Raw genomic sequence first — 16,436 nt, 5'->3', positions numbered from 1 at the left:
CGTCCCCCTCGTCCCCGCCCCGTCGCCCCCGGACCGGCCCGTGCCCGGGATGGGGCGATTCGTGCCGACGGGCAGGGCTCCCCTACTGTTCCCGTCGGACGTCCCGCCCGGGCGTCGTCGTCGGACGTCGCCGCGGCACGTCCACGCCGGACCGGGAGCCCCGTGGCTCCCGGCGTCCCGCCCCCGCGCGGCGGGCGCCACCGAAGGAGGACCCATGGCCGTGCGCTTCGTGCCGCCGCCGGGGTGGCCCGTGCCCGAGGGCTTCACCCCGACGACCGAGTGGCACCCGGACCCGTCCTGGCCGCCGCCCCCGCCCGGGTGGGTGTTCTGGGCGGACGACGCCGCCCCGCCCCCCGGGCCCGTGCCGGCCCCGGAGGCACCCGTCCTGCGCACCACCGAGCCGCTGCCCGCCGGGGCCGGCACGCCGACCCGCCGGTCGCTGCGCGCCCGCTCGTCGGGCGCGACCCCGGGGGTCGGCGTCGGCACCGGCCCCGACGCCGACGCGACGCGCGTCGCGGCCGCCGTCCCGGCAGGCCCGCCGGTCCCGGGCGCCGCGGACGACCACCCCGTGGTGAGCTCCACGATGATCCTCCCCGCGCTCGGCGGGATTCTCGACGGCCCGGCCGCGCGCCCGACGTCGTCCGGCCTTGACCCCGCCGCGCGCCCGACGCCCGTCCCGGTCGGACGCGCGACGCCCGTCGCCACGGCAGCCGCGGCTCCGGCGGGCGCCGCCCGGGCCGGGCGCTCCGGCGTCGTCCCGGTGGGGCCGCTCGCCCTGCCCGCGGCCGACGACGACGGCGACCACGCGCCGGACCGGGGGCGGCGGTGGGTCGTCCCGACGGCGGTCGGTCTCGCGGGGGTCGCGGTCGGCCTGCTCGTGGGCATCGGCCTCACGCTCTCGGCGCAGGGCGAGGCGCAGCGCGAGCAGGCCGAGGCGCAGCGCGTGCAGAGCGAGGTCGCGGCGGAGCGCGAGCAGCTCGAGTCCGAGCGGGCCGACCTCGAGTCGCAGCGCGCCGAGCTCGACGCCGCGACGGCCCAGCTCACGGAGCGCGAGGAGGCCGTCGCGCAGGCCGAGGAGGACGCGTCGAAGCGCTCGCAGGAGCTCGACGACCGCCAGAAGGAGCAGGACGAGCGCGAGGAGGAGGACCGTCCGGGGAACGGCCCCGGGAACGGCGGCGGGAACGGGAACGACGGCGGCGACGGGGACGGCGGCGGGGGCGGCTGGGACTGGGGCGGCTGGGGCTGGTGACCCGGCGGTCTCCACGAACGCCTCACGGACACGTCACCGCTTCCGGTCGCGGAACACACGTCCCTCACCGACAGTGGGAGGCGTGCTGACGCGATCTTCCTCCCCCACCCCCGACAGCGAGACCCCGATCTACGACGCCCTCGTGGTCGAGCACGAGAACATGCTGCCGCTCGTGCACCTCGGCCGGGCGCTCAGCGGGGAGATGGTCACGGTCGCCCGGCCCACGGGGCTCTCGCCCCGCCTCGCGCCTGCGCACGGCGCTCCCGCGCTCCCGCGCCGCCGCCGCGCCGGCTGAGCGCCGGATCGACCCGACCGCCCCCCGGTCGACCCACGGAGGGTCGACCTCGGACGCCCGGGCCGATCTCGCGCCCCGCGCCGGGGCGACGCCGCCTACAGCACGTGGGCGAGGAACGACCGCGTGCGCTCGTGCTGCGGGTCCCCGAGCACCTGCTCCGGGGTCCCCTGCTCGACGATGACGCCCTCGTCCATGAAGACGACGGTGTCGGCGACCTCTCGCGCGAAACCGATCTCGTGCGTCACGACCATCATCGTCATGCCGGACCGCGCGAGGTCGCGCATGACGGCCAGCACCTCGCCGACGAGCTCGGGGTCGAGGGCCGACGTCGGCTCGTCGAACAGCATGAGCTCGGGATCCATGGCGAGCGCCCGCGCGATGGCCACGCGCTGCTGCTGGCCGCCGGAGAGCTGCGCCGGGTAGTGGTCGGCGCGGTCCGCGAGGCCCACGCGGTCCAGGAGCTCCGACGCGCGAGCCCGCGCCTGCGCCTTGCTCAGCCCGCGCACCTGGACGGGCGCCTCCGCGACGTTCTCGAGCGCCGTCATGTGCGGGAACAGGTTGAAGCGCTGGAACACCATGCCGATGCGCGAGCGCTGCCGCGCCACGACCTTCGGGTGCAGGCGGTGCAGGCGCGTGCGGCCGTCCTTGGTGACCTCGCGGTAGCCCATGAGCTCGCCGTCGACCCGGACGCGACCGCCCGTGATCTCCTCGAGCTCGTTGACGCAGCGCAGCAGCGTCGACTTGCCCGACCCCGACGGCCCGAGCACGACGCACACCGAGCCCCGCGGGACCTCGAGGTCCACGCCCTTGAGGACGTGCAGGTCGCCGAACATCTTGTGCAGGCCCTCGACCTGCACCATCGGCGTGGCGTCCGTGGTCGTCGTGCCCGACGGCGTGTCGTGCGTCCCGCTCACGGGGTCACCTCCAGGAAGGGGTCGTCCTTGGTCGTGCCGGACGCGGCGATGAGGTCCTGCCGGCTCGGCTTCCGCCCGCGGCCGCCCGGGCCGCGCCCGCGACGCCGGGTCGCGGTCTGGGTGCCGAACCCGCGGCCGTAGTACCGCTCGACGTAGTGCTGGCCGACCATGAGGACGCTCGTGATGAGCAGGTACCAGATGGCGGCGACCATGAGCAGCGGGATCGGCAGGAACAGGCGGTTGCCGATCGCGTTCGTCGAGTACTGCAGGTCGAGCGTGAACGGCACCGCGAGGACGAGCGACGTCGTCTTGAGCATGGAGATCGTCTCGTTCCCCGTGGGCGGCACGATGACGCGCATGGCCTGCGGCAGCACGATGCGCGTGAGGATCTTGCCGTCCTTCATGCCGAGCGCCTTCGCCGCCTCGGTCTGGCCCGGGTCGACCGACCCCAGGCCCGCGCGCACGATCTCCGCGAGGTACGCCGCCTCGTTGAGCGAGAGCCCGATGAGCGCGCACACGAACGCGGTGAACAGGTCCGCCGTGCGGAACTCGAAGAACTCCGGCCCGAACGGGATGCCGAGGCTCAGGCGCGGGTAGAGCACCGAGATGAGGCCCCAGAACACGAGCTGCGTGTAGATCGGGGTGCCGCGGAAGAACCAGATGTAGCCCCAGCTCACCGACCGCATGACGGGGTTGTCCGAGCGCCGCATGATCGCGAGGAGCACGGCGAGGACGATCGCGATGAGCATCGAGCCGAAGGTCAGCACGAGCGTCCAGCCGACGCCGCGCACGACCGTCACGTCGCGGAAGTACAGCCAGACGACGTCCCACCGGAACTTCTCGTTCGTCAGCAGGGCGTTGGCCGCCATCGCGGCGAGCACGAGCAGCAGGGCGGCGGAGACCCACCGGCCGGGCCGGGGGACGGGGACGGCGTGGATGCGGTCGGGGACCGGGTCGTCGCCCGGTCCGGCGGCGGCGCCGCGGGGGGAGCTACCGGTCGTCATGGTGCACCTCGGGGGGTCGGGGCTCGGCGGGCGAGCCGGGCCGCACGGTCGTCGTCGTCCGCGCGGTCGTTCCCGCCCGCCGGCCGCGGGCGCCGGGTGGGCGCCCGCGGCACGGCGGGACGGACGGGGCTGGCGAGAGAGTCGTCAGCCGACGGACGGGTTGAGCTCGGCGGTCTCCAGGGCCGCGTCGCCGCTGCCCCACGCCCCGAGGATCTCCTCGAGCTGGCCGCTGTCCATGAGGGACTGCAGCGCCGCCTGGATCGCGGCGGCGAGCTCGGTGTCGTCCTTCGCGACGACGACGCCCTGCGGCGCGCTGTCGAACACGTCGCCGAGCTGCTCGAGCTGGCCGCCCGTCTGCTCGACGGCGTAGCCGATGACCGGCGAGTCGGCGTACAGGACCTGCGCCTTGCCGCCCGCGACGTTCGTCGTGGCGTCGGACTGCGAGTCGTACTGGAGGATGTCGATCTTCTCCTCGCCGGCGTCGGTGCACGCCTGGCTCTGGACGGCGATGTCCTCGTCCTGGACCGTGCCCGTCTGCACGGCGACGGTCACGCCGCACAGGCTCTCGGGGTCGATGTCGTCCGGGTTGCCCGACGCGACCGCGTAGGCCGACCCCGCGTTGAGGAAGGCGATCATGTTCGCCTCCTGCATGCGCTCCTCGGTGATGGTGAACGAGGAGATCCCGGCGTCGTACTTGGTGCCGAGCGCGGGGATGATCGCGGGGAAGTCGGCCGACTGGACCTCCACGTCGAGCCCGAGCGTCGCGCCGACCGCCTTGATGACGTCGATGTCGAACCCGATCGGGGTCTTGCCGTCGGCGTCGATGAACTCGGCGGGCGCGTACTCGGTGTTCGAGCCGACGACGAGCGTCCCCGCGGAGGCGACGTCCTCGGGCAGGAGCGCGGCGGCCGCGTCGTCCACCTCGATCGTCGACGGGTCGAACGACGGCGCCGCCGACGTCTCGTCACCGGAACCCGAGGCGCTGCCGTCCGTCCCGGTCTGGGACGCGTCGGTGCACGCGGCGAGCAGGAGGGTGCTCGTCGCGGCGAGCGCGACGAGACCGGTGAGGGGGAGCTTGCGCGAGGTCGTACGCATGGTGTCTCCGATCGGTGTGGGGCCGGGCAGGGGCAGCGTAGACACCGATCGTCTCCGTCGTGTTACGTCAGCACCCGGCCCGTGAGGGCAGAGGAACGTACGGGGAACAGAGGACCCGGCGGTGCGCGGCACCTGCGCACGAGTGTGGGGCCGTTCGGCCCCGCTCACCAAACCGGCGGGGACATCGACGCCGAACCGTGACGAACCGCACCCGCGCTTCGTGTCGGTCGAGCGATCGCGCGGACGCCGTGCGAGCCGGCGGCCGCGCTCAGCCCGCGAGCAGGCGCTCGACGTACCCGCCGAGGAAGCGGCCCTCCGGGTCGTACCGCTGCGCGAGCGCGCCGAAGTCGTCGACGCGCGGGTAGAGCGCCGCGACCGAGCCCGGGTCGTGGACGAGCGCGTGCGAGAGCTTGCCCCAGTGCGGTCGCGAGCCGAGCGGGAGGAGCGCGGCCTCGACGTCGGGCAGGACGCGCGCGACGTCGTCGGGCAGGGGCTTCCATGTGAGGTGCACGCCGACGGCCGGGCCGTCGAACGGGCTGAGCCACAGCGGCTCGGGGTCGGGCGCGACCGTGCGGATCTCCCCCACCTGGAGCAGCGGGGTGACGCGCGGGCCGAGGTCGCGCATCGCGGCGAACGCCTCCTGGGCCCGGGCGCGCGGCACGAGGTACTCCGACTGCAGCTCGGCACCGTTGCTCGGCGTGAAGTCGAGCCGGAAGTGCGGCAGCCGCTCGTTCCACGGGCCGGGCTCGCCGAGCTGGGGCGTGCAGTGCACGGGGTCGATGCCGGGCAGGGGGTGCAGCATCGTCGTCGCGGGCGTCGCCCCGAAGAGGTCCGCCCGCGTCGAGCCTCGCTCCCCCGGCGCGAGGCGGGACTTGCGCCAGACCTGCTGGACGCCGTCGGGCCCCCAGTCCGTGAAGAGGCTCACCGAGTACGCCGACGCGGTGATCTCGTCGTAGTGCGCCGTCACCGCGTCCCACGGCAGCCCGACGTGCACGTCCTGGCGCACGTCGAACGTCGGGACCGTCTCCAGCTCGACGCGCGTCACGACGCCCAGCGCCCCCAGCGCGACGACCGCGCCGGGAAGGTCCGCGTCGCCGCGCCGCAGCGTCCGGCGCTCGCCCTCGCCCGTGACGAGCTCCAGCCCGACGACGGCGCTCGCCAGCGAGCCGACAGCGTCGCCCGAGCCGTGGGTGGCCGTCGCGACCGACCCCGCGACCGAGATGTGCGGGAGCGACGCGAGGTTCGCGAGCGCCCGGCCCGCCGCCTGGACGTGCCGCGTCACGTCGCCGTACCGCAAGCCCGCCGCGACCGACACCACGCCCGATGCCGGGTCGATCTCCACGGGAGCGCGGCCGTCGTCGTACCGGTCGAGGACGACGTGCGTGCCCGTCGTGTCCGCGACGTCCCCGAACGAGTGCCGCGACCCCAGGGCCTTGACGCGCGCCGACCGCCGCACGACGTCGGCGAGCTCCTCCGGGTGCGCGGGGTGCGCGACCCCGGCGGACGCGTAGGTGAGGTTCCCGGCCCAGTTGGCGAGACGCGGAGCGTCGGTGTTCGTCACGCCCCCACCCTGCCACCCTTCGCCCGACCCCCCGACCCCCCGACCCCCCGGCCTCCCACCCCACCCCGCCCACCCCGTCGAGCACGGGGTGGGCGACCGGATGGGCGCCGTTCCGGTCGGGGATCCCGTGCTCGGCGGGCTCGTCAGGCGAGCAGCGTGGACCAGTGGGTGCGGATCGCGTCCGCCTGGGCCGCGAGCGCGACCTCCTCCGCGGGCGACGGCGCGCGGCGCCACTGCGGCTCGACGACGACGTCGCGCGTCCCGACGACCCAGCGCCACCGCCCGACGACGACGCCGTCGACCGCGACGGCGTGGATGAAGGACCCGAGCCGGTCGCCGAGGTCGACGCCGTCGGCGACGACGACCCCGCGCGTCTCGCCGGAGGACACGAAGAGCTCGTCGTAGCTCTGCAGCAGGTCGACGACCGGTCGGGACGGGTCGCCGTCGGGCGCGAGCGCACCGACGAACGGCGCGGGGTCGAGCACCCGGTCGCCGGGGTCCGCGAGCCGCCACAGCGTCAGCCCGTCGAGCGCACCCGACCCGGGCACCGCCACGACCTCGCCGTCGAGGAGGTCGAGCGCGTGCCGCACGTCGGTGAGCGTGAAGCCCGACCACTGCGCGACGTCCTTGACCGTCGCGTACGCGCGGCTCGCGAGGTAGCGGCGCAGCAGCTCGACGAGCGCGGCGTCCCGGTCGAACCGCTCGCCGAGCGGCCCGTAGCCGGGCGGGACGCGGTCGTCGAACGCGGCGTACGTCTGCTGCTTGCCGTCGAGAGGGCCGCTGACCAGCAGCCGGTCGAGCTCGGCGCGCATGAGCACGTAGCCGAGCGCGATGCCCTCCAGCGGGCGGCCGTGGGCGGCGAGCAGCGCGGCCAGCTCGCGGCGCGTGCGGGGGCGCTCCTGCACGGCCGCGACGACGAGGTCGGTCTCCGGCCCGTGCCCCGCGGTCCCCACCTGCCGGTACAGCGTCCCGTTGGCCTGGTGCACGCGGGGCGCGCTGAGCTCGAGGAGCCAGCGTGCGTCGTCGGGCCGGACGAGGTGCCACGTGGGCCGCAGCACGTGCGTGCGCAGCACCTCCCCGCGGTCGCACGCGGCGACCGCGCCCGCCGCGCCCGGCCGCGCGTCCGGCCGCAGCCGCCGCGTGAGGCCCCACAGCGCGGGGTGGAACTCCTGTCCCTGCACCGCGACGAGATGTCCGACGGCGGTCGGCACGTCGGGCAGGTCGGGCGCGCGGAGCCGGTGCGCGGCGAGGCGCGCCGCGAGGACGCGACGTCCGTCGACGGCCTCGGCGCTCAGGGCACCCACCCCGCTCCGGTCACGGCGGTCACCCGGCCCGGGTCACGAGGCCACCAGGTCCGCGGCGACGACGTCGGTCCCCGTCACCGCGACGCGCACGCCACCCTCGACCGCGGACACCGAGTCGAGCGCGACGCCGTCGGGCAGGTCGAGCGGGACGCGCAGGTCGGACAGCGCGCCCGAGAGCCCGGACGGCAGGTCGTCGACCGAGACCGTGCCGAGGCCGGTGCGGACCGCGACGACGTCGACCGCGAGCTCGGCCGGACCGGACACGCGCGGCGTCACGTCGACCGTGATCGTGGTGCCCAGGACCTCGAAGCCCAGGGACAGCACGCCGCCGGTCGCCGCGACGTCGACGTCGAGACCGCTCTGCTCGGCGACGACCTGCTGCAACGACTCCGCCGCGATGACGCCCGACGCCGTCCCGGACGCGATCCGGTACGGCTCCGACGTGCTCACGCCGTCGGCCTCGACCTGGAGGTCGGAGATCGCGTAGCCGCCGAACGACGCGGAGTCCGCGGAGCCCGTGACGTGCGTCAGCGACCCGCGCACGAGCTGCGTGAGGAACGGGAAGCCGGTGATGTCGATCTGCGCGCCGGACACGTCGTCGGCCTGCTGCTCGAACGCCGTGACCGCCCCGCGCTCGGTGGCGCGCACCGCCACCCGGTCCGCCACGACGGCGACCGCCACGAGCACCACGAGCGTCACGAGCAGGCCCACCAGTCGCTTCATGCGCCCACCCTAGGTCCGCGGACCACGACCTTGCCGTCGTTCCGGCGCTCGTGGCGCCGGTGACCTCGTGCTCGACGCGGGGTGTCGTCGTGCTCGGCCCGGACGTAGATTCCGAGCATGACCTCTCCTCGGCACCCCTTCCGCATCGGCGTCCAGCTCCAGCCGCAGCACGCCGACTACGCCCAGATCCGCGATGCCGTGCTGCGCGCGGAGGACCTGGGCGTCGACGTCATCTTCAACTGGGACCACTTCTTCCCGCTCACGGGCGACCCCGACGGCAAGCACTTCGAGTGCTGGACCATGCTCGGGGCGTGGGCCGAGCAGACCGAGCGCGTCGAGATCGGCGCCCTCGTCACGTGCAACAGCTACCGCAACCCGGACCTCCTCGCCGACATGGCGCGGACGGTCGACCACATCAGCGGCGGTCGTCTGATCCTCGGGATCGGCGCGGGCTGGTTCGAGAAGGACTACGACCGGTTCGGGTACGAGTTCGGCACCGCGGGCGGGCGCATCGCCGACCTCGCCGACGCGCTCCCGCGCATCAAGGCCCGCTGGGCGGCGTCGAACCCCGCGCCGACCCGGGACATCCCGGTGCTCGTCGGCGGAGGCGGGGAGCGCAAGACGCTGCGCGTCGTCGCGGAGCACGCGGACGTCTGGCACTCGTTCGGCGACGCGGAGACGCTCGCACGCAAGAGCGGGATCCTCGACGAGCACGGCGAGGCCGTGGGACGCGACACCGCCGCGCTCGTCGAGCGGTCGGTCGCCGTGTCCCGGCCGCCGGCGGAGTCCGCGGACGCGCTCGTCGCCGCGGGCGCGACCCTGTTCACCGTCGGCACGAGCGGGCCCGACTACGACCTGTCGCTCGTGCGCGAGTGGGTCGCCTGGCGCGACGCCCAGGGCTGACCACGCCGCTGACCCCAGCGCTGACCCCGGCGCCGAGCACGGGGTTGCCGTCGTTCTGACCCCCGGCACGACAGCAACCCCGTGCTCGGCGTGGCGGTGCGGTCAGAACAGGGCTCGCGCCAGGTTCGACAGGGCTGCGTGGACCTCCGAGCGCAGACCGTCGTCGGCCACGACGACCGCCACGCCGACGCCGACCACGACGAGCAGGAGCCCTGCGCGCCACCACCACGGCGACCGGTGCACCGTCCGGCCCTCCCATCGTTCTCGTCCCCCGCCGTCAGTACGACAGCGTGCGCCAGGGCGACGACTCGGTGTCGAGCAGCCGTCGGACCGCGCGCTTGAAGTCGGGCAGGTCCTGGTCGACCGGGGTGCGGTTGCCCGCAGACCAGAACGCGCGCCCGGCGAGGAACCCGTCGCCGAACTGCTCCCACGACGCGTACGCGGGGCGCGACATCGCGACGGCCTCCTCGATCGCGGCCCACGCCCGCTCCGGGCTGACGAACCCGGCGTCCACCGCGAGGCGGCTGACGTGCACGACCCGCGCCGCGTCCCACGCCGCGATCGACGGCGGCAGCGGGTCGGCCAGCTCCCCGTGCCCGCCCATCTGCGCCGACGCGCTCCAGCCCTGGTAGAACGTCGCCGCGCGCTCGGGGTCGAGGCCCCGCGCCGTCGCCTCCTGCCGCGCCTGGGCGACGTGCTGGTCCGCCGCGCCCTTCGCGTCGCGACGGCTCAGGCGGCCCGAGTACAGCTCCTCGACCTTCGGCATCGCGATCGCGTAGTAGCCCCGGTGCCCCTGGGTGAGGAGGAACTCGTACGTGCGCTCGACGTCGTCGGCGCCCCGCACGTCCCACCCGGCTGCGAGCGGCTTCGCGGCCGTGCGCGCGTCGGCCTCCACGGTCAGCGCGTTGATCGGCAGCACGCCCTCGACCGCGTAGACCGCACCGAGCGCGAGCCCGCGCTGCTGCGCCGGCGTGAGCGCCGGGGCGTCCTCCTTCGCGTAGAGGTCCGCCGTCGTCGAGAACATCTCCTTGAGCTTGTCGAACAGCCCCACCGGTCGCTCCTTCGTCCCGCCGCGCCCCGCGCGGACCTTCGCGCCGCGGACGTCGCGGCCTGCGGAGAGCCTGACGACGGCGCACGCCCGCGGCACGCATCCCGAACGATCCCGAACGGCGGGCGCTCGTCCGACCCGCCCGGGCTCGTCGCCCGGCGGCCCCGCACGCCACGGTCACGTCGCCGGGCGAGCACGCCGCGCAGCGGCGGGCGGCCGTCGCTAGCCTGGCGCCGTGCCCCCCGACCCGCCGCCGTCCCCCGTGGGGGCCGGGTCGGTGGACGAGCTCGCCGCCCGGCTGCGCGCGCTGCGTGCGTGGGCCGGCGACCCCTCGTACACCGAGATCGCGCGGCGCGTCGGCGCGCTCCGCACCGCCCGGGGCGTCCCCGTTGCGGAGGCGCGCCCGGGGCGCGTCACCGTCTACGACGTCTTCCGGGCGGGTCGCTCCCGGCTCGACGTCGACCTGCTCGCGGACGTCGCGCACGTCCTCGGCGACCGCCGGCCCGCCGCGTGGCGCGCCGCGTACCGGACGGCGACTGTCCCCGCGGCCGTTCCGGAGCCTGCTCTCCCGCCGACCGTCCGGCTGGGACCCTTCGGGCCCGACGGGCCGCTCGTCGGTCGGGCCGACGAGGTCGCGCGGCTCGCGGCGGCGCTCACCGCCCCGCCTCCTGAGCCCTCGCACGTGCGGCCGCGCGTCGTGACGGTCACGGGCCTGCCCGGGTCGGGCACGACGAGCGTCGCGCTCGCCGCGGCCCGCGAGGTCCCGGCCGACGTCGTCGCGCTCGTCGACCTGCACGGGGAGGCGGACGGCCCGGGCCCGGCCGCCGTCGTGCTCGACGCGCTGCTCCAGGCGCTCGGCGCACCGCCGCCCGACGCACAGGCGCGCGACCTCCCCGCCCTCGCCGCCGCGCTCGCGACCGCGCTCGACGGGCGGCGCGCGACGATCGTCCTCGACGACGTGACCGAGCCCGCCCTGGCCGACGACGTCGTCGCGCACCTGCCCGGCACCGCGCGCGTGGTGGTGGCGGCGCACCGCGTCGTCGGGCTCCCCGGGGAGACCGCGACGACCCTCGCGCCGCTCGGCGCGGACGACGCCCGCGCGCTGCTCGCGGCGCGCGTCGGCCAGGACCGCACCGCCGCGGAGCCCGAGGCCACCGCCCGCCTCGTGCGCGCGTCCGGAGGGCTCCCTGCGGCGCTGGCGCAGATCGCCGACGACGTCCGCGCGCGACCCGGCTGGTCGCTCGCCGACCACGTCCGCCGGGTCGAGGACCTCCCGGGGCCGGCCCTCCACCCCGCGCTCGCCACCGTGCACCGCCGTCTGCCCGCCGACCACGCCCGCGCCCTGCGCCTGCTCGCCCTCGTCCCGGTACCGCTCGACGCCACCGAGGTCCCCGTGCTCCTCGGCGTCTCGACGAGCGAGAGCCGCGACGCGCTCGCCGCCCTGGGCCGCGCGCACCTCGTCGCGGCCGGGCCGCGCGGGGAGGTCGTCGTGCCCGACGCCGTGCGCACCCTCGCCGCCGACCTCGCCCGCACGGACGACCCGTTCTCGGCACGGGCGTCCGCCGTCGGGCGGCTCGCCGCGCGGCTGCTCGACGACGCCCGGCCGGCCGTGCGCGCGACATCGCCCCACCACGACGCGGCCGCGCCGGGCGTCGGGGTGAGCACAGGGACCGGCACAGCGGCGGGCGGAGGGGCGGGCGAGGCGCATCCCGGCCGCACGGCGGACGCCGCCGTCGCGTGGCTCGACGCGCACCGCGCCCTGCTCGTCGCGACGTCGGCGCTCGCCGCGGAGCACGAGCTCGCCGACCCGGTGACCGACCTCTCCGCCGTCCTCGCGCCGTACCTCGACTCGGCGGGGCGCTGGAACGACGCTGTCGCGGTGCACACGGCGGCGGTCGAGCACGGGAGGCCCTCCGGGCGGTCCCAGGCCGGGCGCGACCTCGGGCGCGCGCTCGAGAGGCTCGGCCGGTACGACGAGGCGCTCGCCCAGCTCGTCCGCTCGCTCGAGCGCGGCGACGACCCCCGGCCCGGGCAGACGCTCAACCGCGTCGGCAACGTGTACAAGCGCCTCGGGCGCTTCGACGAGGCCGAGACCGCGTACCGCGACGCAGCGGCCGGGGCGCGGACCGCGGGCGACCCGGTGAGCGAGGGTCGCGCCGTCGGGAACCTGGCAGACGTGCACCGCATCCTCGGCCGGCACGACGACGCGCGCGCCGGCTACGACCGCGCCCTCGCGCTGTCGCACCGGGTCGGCGACGCCCTCAACGTCGCGATCGTGTCGAGCAACGCGGCGATCCTCTCGGAGGCGGAGGGCGCGCTCGACCGTGCGCTCGCGCTCCACCGCGACGCGCTCGCGAGCGCGACCTCCCTGGGGGACGCGGGGCTGGCGACACGGGCACGGGTGCACGTGGGTCGGCTCCTCGCACGCTCCGACGCGGCGGGGGCCGGGGTCCTGGAGCTGCGTGCCGCGGTCGACGCGGCCGTCGGGCTCGGCGACCCCGACGCGGAGGCCGAGGCCCGCAGCGCCCTCACGACCGCGCTGCTCGCCGCGGGCTCCATCGCCGAGGCGGTGTCCGCGGGCGAGGCCGCCGTCGACCTGGCGCGCCGCGTGCGCGCACGTCTCGTCGAGACGGAGGCGCTGAACGCGCTCGGGGAGGCCGTGCTCGCCGCGGGCGACACCTCCCGCGCGGCGCGCCTGCACCATGCGGCCCAGGTGCTCGCCGTCGAGATCGACGACGTCGCCGAGGAAGCCCGTGCGCGGCGCGGTCTCGCAGCCGCGAGGCACGGGCTCGGCGGCGGCGACGGCGACGGCGACGGCGACGGCGACGGCGAGCATGACGGCGAGGCGCGCGGCAGCGGCTGAGACCGCTCCGCCGTCTCAGCATCCGATCACGTACGGCGTCCGGGAACATGCGGGACCCCGCGCGGGGTTGCCGCTGTCATGGCCTCCACTCCCCCCGCGACCCCGGCGCCGACCGCGCCCGTCGCCGCCCCGTCGGGCACCGGCTCCACGACCCTCGCCGCTCCCTCCCGACCCGGGCGCATCAGCGCGGGGCTCGTCCTCCTGCTCTCCGCGCTCACCGCGATCGGGCCGCTGACGATCGACCTCTACCTCTCCGCGTTCCCGCGCATCGTCGACGAGCTCGGCACGACCGAGTCCCGCGTCCAGCTCACGCTCACCGCGACGCTCGCCGGCCTCGCCCTCGGGCAGCTCCTCATCGGGTCGGTCTCCGACGCGGTCGGGCGCCGCGCTCCGCTCCTGGTGTCGCTCGCGGTGTACGTCGCGGCGTCGGCCGGGATCGTCTTCGCCGGTTCGGTCGCCGCGCTCACGGGGCTCCGGTTCGTGCAGGGCCTCTCCGCGGCCGCCGGGATGGTGCTGTCCATGGCGATCGTGCGCGACTCGTTCGAGGGCTACCAGATCGGCAAGGTCATCGCGCGGCTCATGCTCGTCGTGGGCGTCGCGCCCATCCTCGCGCCGACCATCGGCGCGCAGTTCCTGCGGCTCGGGTCGTGGCGCGGCATGTTCGTCGCGCTCGCCGTCGTGGGGGCCGTGCTCTTCGTGCTCGTGCTCCTGCGGCTGCGCGAGACGCTGCCCGTCGAACGTCGTCGCAGCGGCGGGACCGTCGCCGCGCTGCGCTCGTACGGCTCGCTCCTCGGGGACTGGTCGTTCATCGGCCTCGCGCTCATCGCCGGCTTCTACATGGCCGCGATGTTCACGTACATCTCCGCGTCGACGTTCGTGTTCCAGGACTTCTACGGGATGTCCGCGCAGCAGTACGCCATCGTGTTCGGCGTGGGCGCGGTCTCCGTGACGGCGGGCAGCCAGATCAACGGCGCGCTCGTCGGGCGCGTCACACCCGAGCGCATCCTCCAGGGTGCGGTCGCGGCCGGGTTCGTCCTCTCGGGCGGGCTGCTCGTCGCCGCGCTCGCCGGTGGCGGCCTCGCGTGGCTCGTCCCGCTCATCGTGCTCACGCTCGGCACCGCGGGCTTCGTCATGCCGTCCGTGCCGGCCATCGCGCTCGAGCGCAACGCGCACCGCGCCGGCAGCGCCGCGGCGCTCATCGGCGCGTTCCAGTTCGGCGTCGGGGCGGTCGTCGCGCCCGTGACGGGCCTGCTCGGCGGGTCTCCGCCGGTGACGATGGCCGCAGTGATGTTCGGCGTCGTCGTGGTCGCGGGCGCGGTGCTGCTCGGCCTGCGGCACACGTTCGGCGCGCCGCTCCCGGCCGACGCCGCGGGCTCCCTCGGCGCTCCCGACCCCGCCGTCGGCATCCCCGCCCCGGCCACGGACCTCCCGGACGCGCCCGCCGGGGCCACCGTCCCGGCCGCCGTCGAGCCCCACGACGCCACGGCGCTCGCCGGCGCGACGGCGCCGACGAACCGCCGGGCCTGAGGGCCGACCACGCCCCTGCCGCCCGCCGAGCACGGGGTCGGCGACCGGATCGCTCCGATTCCGGTCGCGGACCCCGTGCTCGGCGGGCGGGGGCGCGGAGAGGTGGGGGCGCGGGCAGGATGGGCGGGTGACGCCCGACGACCCCGACTACCCGCTCGCGGCCCGGACGGCGCCGACGCTCGCGGCGCTGGACGCCCACCTCGTCGAGTGCCGGGCGTGCCCGCGACTCGTGGCGTGGCGCGAGCACGTCGCGGAGGTCAAGCGGGCGTCGTTCCGCGACGACGACTACTGGGCCCGCCCCGTCCCCGGGTTCGGCGACGAGCTCGCGGGGATCGTCGTCGTCGGGCTCGCGCCCGCCGCGCACGGGGCCAACCGCACCGGCCGCATGTTCACGGGCGACCGCAGCGGTGACTTCCTCTTCGCCGCCATGCACCGCACGGGCCTGGCCAACCAGGCGACGTCGGTCTCCGCCGACGACGGCCTCCGCCTCACCGGGATCCGCGTCACCGCGCCGGTGCGGTGCGCGCCGCCGGACAACAAGCCGACCCCGGAGGAACGGCGCCGCTGCGGCCCGTACCTCGCGCGCGAGGTCGAGCTGCTGGGCGCGACGGTGCGCGTCGCCGTGGTGCTCGGCGGGTTCGGGTGGCAGGCGCTGCTCTCGACGCTCGCCGAGCAGGGCTGGGACGTGCCGCGTCCGCGGCCCCGGTTCGCGCACGGCGCGGAGGTGACGCTGCGACGGGCCGGCCCTCGCCCCACCCCGGAGGCGCCGCTCCCCGGCGACGTGCCCGACGGCGGCCCCCCGCCCCCGGAGCAGGCCCTCACCCTGCTCGGGTGCTTCCACGTCAGCCAGCAGAACACCTTCACCGGCCGGCTCACGCCGCAGATGCTCGACGACGTGCTGCTGCGGGCGCGCGAGCTCGCGGGCCTCGGCGCGCCGGCCTGACGTTCGCGCACGCCGCCGCGCACGGTGGCGAGCCGCCGGACGCTCTCGGAGTGCGGTCGCCAGGCCCGCGGCGCACGGTGGCAAAGAGGCCGGACGTCGCTGGGGTGGTTGCCGGGCTCACGGCGGACGGTGGCGATGCGGCGGACGCGCGCGGGCGGCGCGCCGCGCTACCGGGCGGCGGTGGCCGGGGACTGGCGGCGCGGTGCGTCGGCCCAGCGGCGGCGCTCCGCCACGCGCGGGGCGACGCGGCCGACGAGCCGGAGCTGCTCGCGGCGCGCGATGACCTCCATGCGCCGCAGCTCGCGCTCGAGCGGGGACGATGCTGCTGACATTGCTGCTCTCCTTCGACGGCTCCCGGACGACACCGCCGGTCGCGGCCGTTCCGGGACGGCGCGACGCCCGCGGACGTCGCTCTCCTCCCCGAGGAGGGACGGACGCGGGGCGAGTTCGTGACATCCCGCCCCGGCCGGTCCGGACCCCGAGCCCCGAGCCCCGAGCAAGCCTCGCGGGCGCGCGCCCGCTACGCCGTCGGGCGGGCGGACTCCTCGTACTGCTCGACGAACTCCCCCGTCGGCGGGATCGGGGTGATCACGTCCAGGAGCACCCCGTTCGGGTCGGCCGTGATGAAGTGCCGCTGCCCGAACGCCTCGTCGCGCAGCGAGCGCAGGATCGGCAGGCCGGCGGCGACGAGACGGGCGTGCACGGCGTCGACGTCCTCGACCTCGACCTCGAGGTTGAGCAGTAGCCCGCCCGCACGACCTCGGCCGCTCTCCGGGATCGTCTCGTGGTCGCCGTCGAGCACGGCGAGGTTCACCGACGGGTCGTGCGCGGACTGGAGGTGGACGTACCAGTCGCTCGTGAAGAGCGGCCGGAAGTCCAGGTGGTCGCGGTAGAACGCGACGGTCCCGACGACGTCGCCGGTCATGAGCACCGGGTACCAGCTCGTGATGCGCACGGTCTTCTCCTCGCAGTCGGCGACCGCAGGGGTCGCAGAAACAAACAGGCTG

16 protein-coding genes are annotated in these 16,436 nt (G+C 76.1%); 6 read left to right on the top strand and 10 right to left on the bottom strand.

What is annotated here, in order from left to right; all coding sequences use genetic code 11:
• Nucleotides 1-214: 214 nt before the first annotated feature.
• Nucleotides 215-1,249, top strand: coding sequence for a hypothetical protein (locus AC3WT4_RS00865; RefSeq protein WP_492314437.1), 1,035 nt, complete (start codon nt 215-217; stop codon nt 1,247-1,249).
• Nucleotides 1,250-1,331: 82 nt separating this feature from the next.
• Entirely contained in the window at nt 1,332-1,544 is a 213-nt protein-coding gene (locus AC3WT4_RS00860) for a hypothetical protein (protein ID WP_128082896.1), read from the top strand.
• 95 nt (nt 1,545-1,639) lie between these two features.
• On the opposite strand, the gene AC3WT4_RS00855 is transcribed toward AC3WT4_RS00860, so the two are convergent.
• From AC3WT4_RS00855 to AC3WT4_RS00830, 6 genes are all read right to left on the bottom strand, one after another.
• Entirely contained in the window at nt 1,640-2,404 is a 765-nt protein-coding gene (locus AC3WT4_RS00855) for an amino acid ABC transporter ATP-binding protein (RefSeq protein WP_074804284.1), read from the bottom strand.
• 50 nt (nt 2,405-2,454) lie between these two features.
• Entirely contained in the window at nt 2,455-3,462 is a 1,008-nt protein-coding gene (locus tag AC3WT4_RS00850; RefSeq protein WP_108051721.1) for an amino acid ABC transporter permease, read from the bottom strand.
• 144 nt (nt 3,463-3,606) lie between these two features.
• Nucleotides 3,607-4,557, bottom strand: a complete 951-nt coding sequence (locus tag AC3WT4_RS00845) for a transporter substrate-binding domain-containing protein (RefSeq protein ID WP_175009721.1) — start codon at nt 4,555-4,557, stop codon at nt 3,607-3,609.
• A gap of 268 nt (nt 4,558-4,825) precedes the next feature.
• Nucleotides 4,826-6,118: an FAD-binding protein gene (locus tag AC3WT4_RS00840; RefSeq protein ID WP_492314436.1), complete on the bottom strand. Its 1,293-nt coding sequence runs from the start codon at nt 6,116-6,118 to the stop codon at nt 4,826-4,828.
• A 143-nt stretch (nt 6,119-6,261) separates the two neighbouring features.
• Nucleotides 6,262-7,422 carry a DNA glycosylase AlkZ-like family protein gene (locus AC3WT4_RS00835; RefSeq protein ID WP_492314435.1) on the bottom strand — a complete coding sequence of 387 codons (1,161 nt, stop codon included), beginning with the start codon at nt 7,420-7,422 and terminating at the stop codon, nt 6,262-6,264.
• A 33-nt stretch (nt 7,423-7,455) separates the two neighbouring features.
• The gene (locus AC3WT4_RS00830) at nt 7,456-8,145 is read right to left on the bottom strand and encodes an LmeA family phospholipid-binding protein (RefSeq protein ID WP_074803638.1); all 690 of its coding nucleotides are present in this window, start codon (nt 8,143-8,145) and stop codon (nt 7,456-7,458) included.
• A 117-nt stretch (nt 8,146-8,262) separates the two neighbouring features.
• On the opposite strand from AC3WT4_RS00830, the gene AC3WT4_RS00825 reads away from it, so the two are divergent.
• A complete protein-coding gene (locus AC3WT4_RS00825) occupies nt 8,263-9,048 on the top strand; it encodes an LLM class F420-dependent oxidoreductase (RefSeq protein ID WP_492314434.1) in 786 nt (261 codons plus the stop codon).
• Nucleotides 9,049-9,150: 102 nt separating this feature from the next.
• Here AC3WT4_RS00825 and AC3WT4_RS00820 read toward each other — a convergent pair whose 3' ends face one another.
• Together AC3WT4_RS00820 and AC3WT4_RS00815 are read right to left on the bottom strand one after the other, a co-directional pair.
• On the bottom strand, nt 9,151-9,291 hold the full coding sequence (locus tag AC3WT4_RS00820; RefSeq protein ID WP_253054616.1) for a hypothetical protein: 141 nt from the start codon (nt 9,289-9,291) through the stop codon (nt 9,151-9,153).
• A gap of 34 nt (nt 9,292-9,325) precedes the next feature.
• Complete coding sequence (locus tag AC3WT4_RS00815; protein WP_492314433.1) at nt 9,326-10,099, bottom strand: DUF1266 domain-containing protein; 774 nt, start codon at nt 10,097-10,099, stop codon at nt 9,326-9,328.
• Between the two features lie 232 nt (nt 10,100-10,331).
• Here AC3WT4_RS00815 and AC3WT4_RS00810 point away from each other — a divergent pair, with 232 nt between their 5' ends.
• From AC3WT4_RS00810 to AC3WT4_RS00800, 3 genes are all read left to right on the top strand, one after another.
• Nucleotides 10,332-12,959, top strand: coding sequence for a tetratricopeptide repeat protein (locus AC3WT4_RS00810; protein WP_492314432.1), 2,628 nt, complete (start codon nt 10,332-10,334; stop codon nt 12,957-12,959).
• A 78-nt stretch (nt 12,960-13,037) separates the two neighbouring features.
• A complete protein-coding gene (locus AC3WT4_RS00805; protein ID WP_492314431.1) occupies nt 13,038-14,486 on the top strand; it encodes a multidrug effflux MFS transporter in 1,449 nt (482 codons plus the stop codon).
• 127 nt (nt 14,487-14,613) lie between these two features.
• Nucleotides 14,614-15,429 (top strand): uracil-DNA glycosylase, encoded by an 816-nt coding sequence (locus AC3WT4_RS00800; RefSeq protein WP_492314430.1) that lies wholly within the window; start codon nt 14,614-14,616, stop codon nt 15,427-15,429.
• A 167-nt stretch (nt 15,430-15,596) separates the two neighbouring features.
• On the opposite strand, the gene AC3WT4_RS00795 is transcribed toward AC3WT4_RS00800, so the two are convergent.
• Together AC3WT4_RS00795 and AC3WT4_RS00790 are read right to left on the bottom strand one after the other, a co-directional pair.
• Nucleotides 15,597-15,761, bottom strand: coding sequence for a hypothetical protein (locus AC3WT4_RS00795; protein ID WP_157446563.1), 165 nt, complete (start codon nt 15,759-15,761; stop codon nt 15,597-15,599).
• 188 nt (nt 15,762-15,949) lie between these two features.
• The gene (locus AC3WT4_RS00790) at nt 15,950-16,384 is read right to left on the bottom strand and encodes a VOC family protein (protein ID WP_492314429.1); all 435 of its coding nucleotides are present in this window, start codon (nt 16,382-16,384) and stop codon (nt 15,950-15,952) included.
• Nucleotides 16,385-16,436: the final 52 nt, after the last annotated feature.

The organism is Cellulosimicrobium sp. EB106-03-01-XG111 (genome assembly GCF_058792115.1).
Note: the sequence above shows the minus strand (reverse complement) of the source record. Positions and strands in the feature narration are given on the sequence as shown.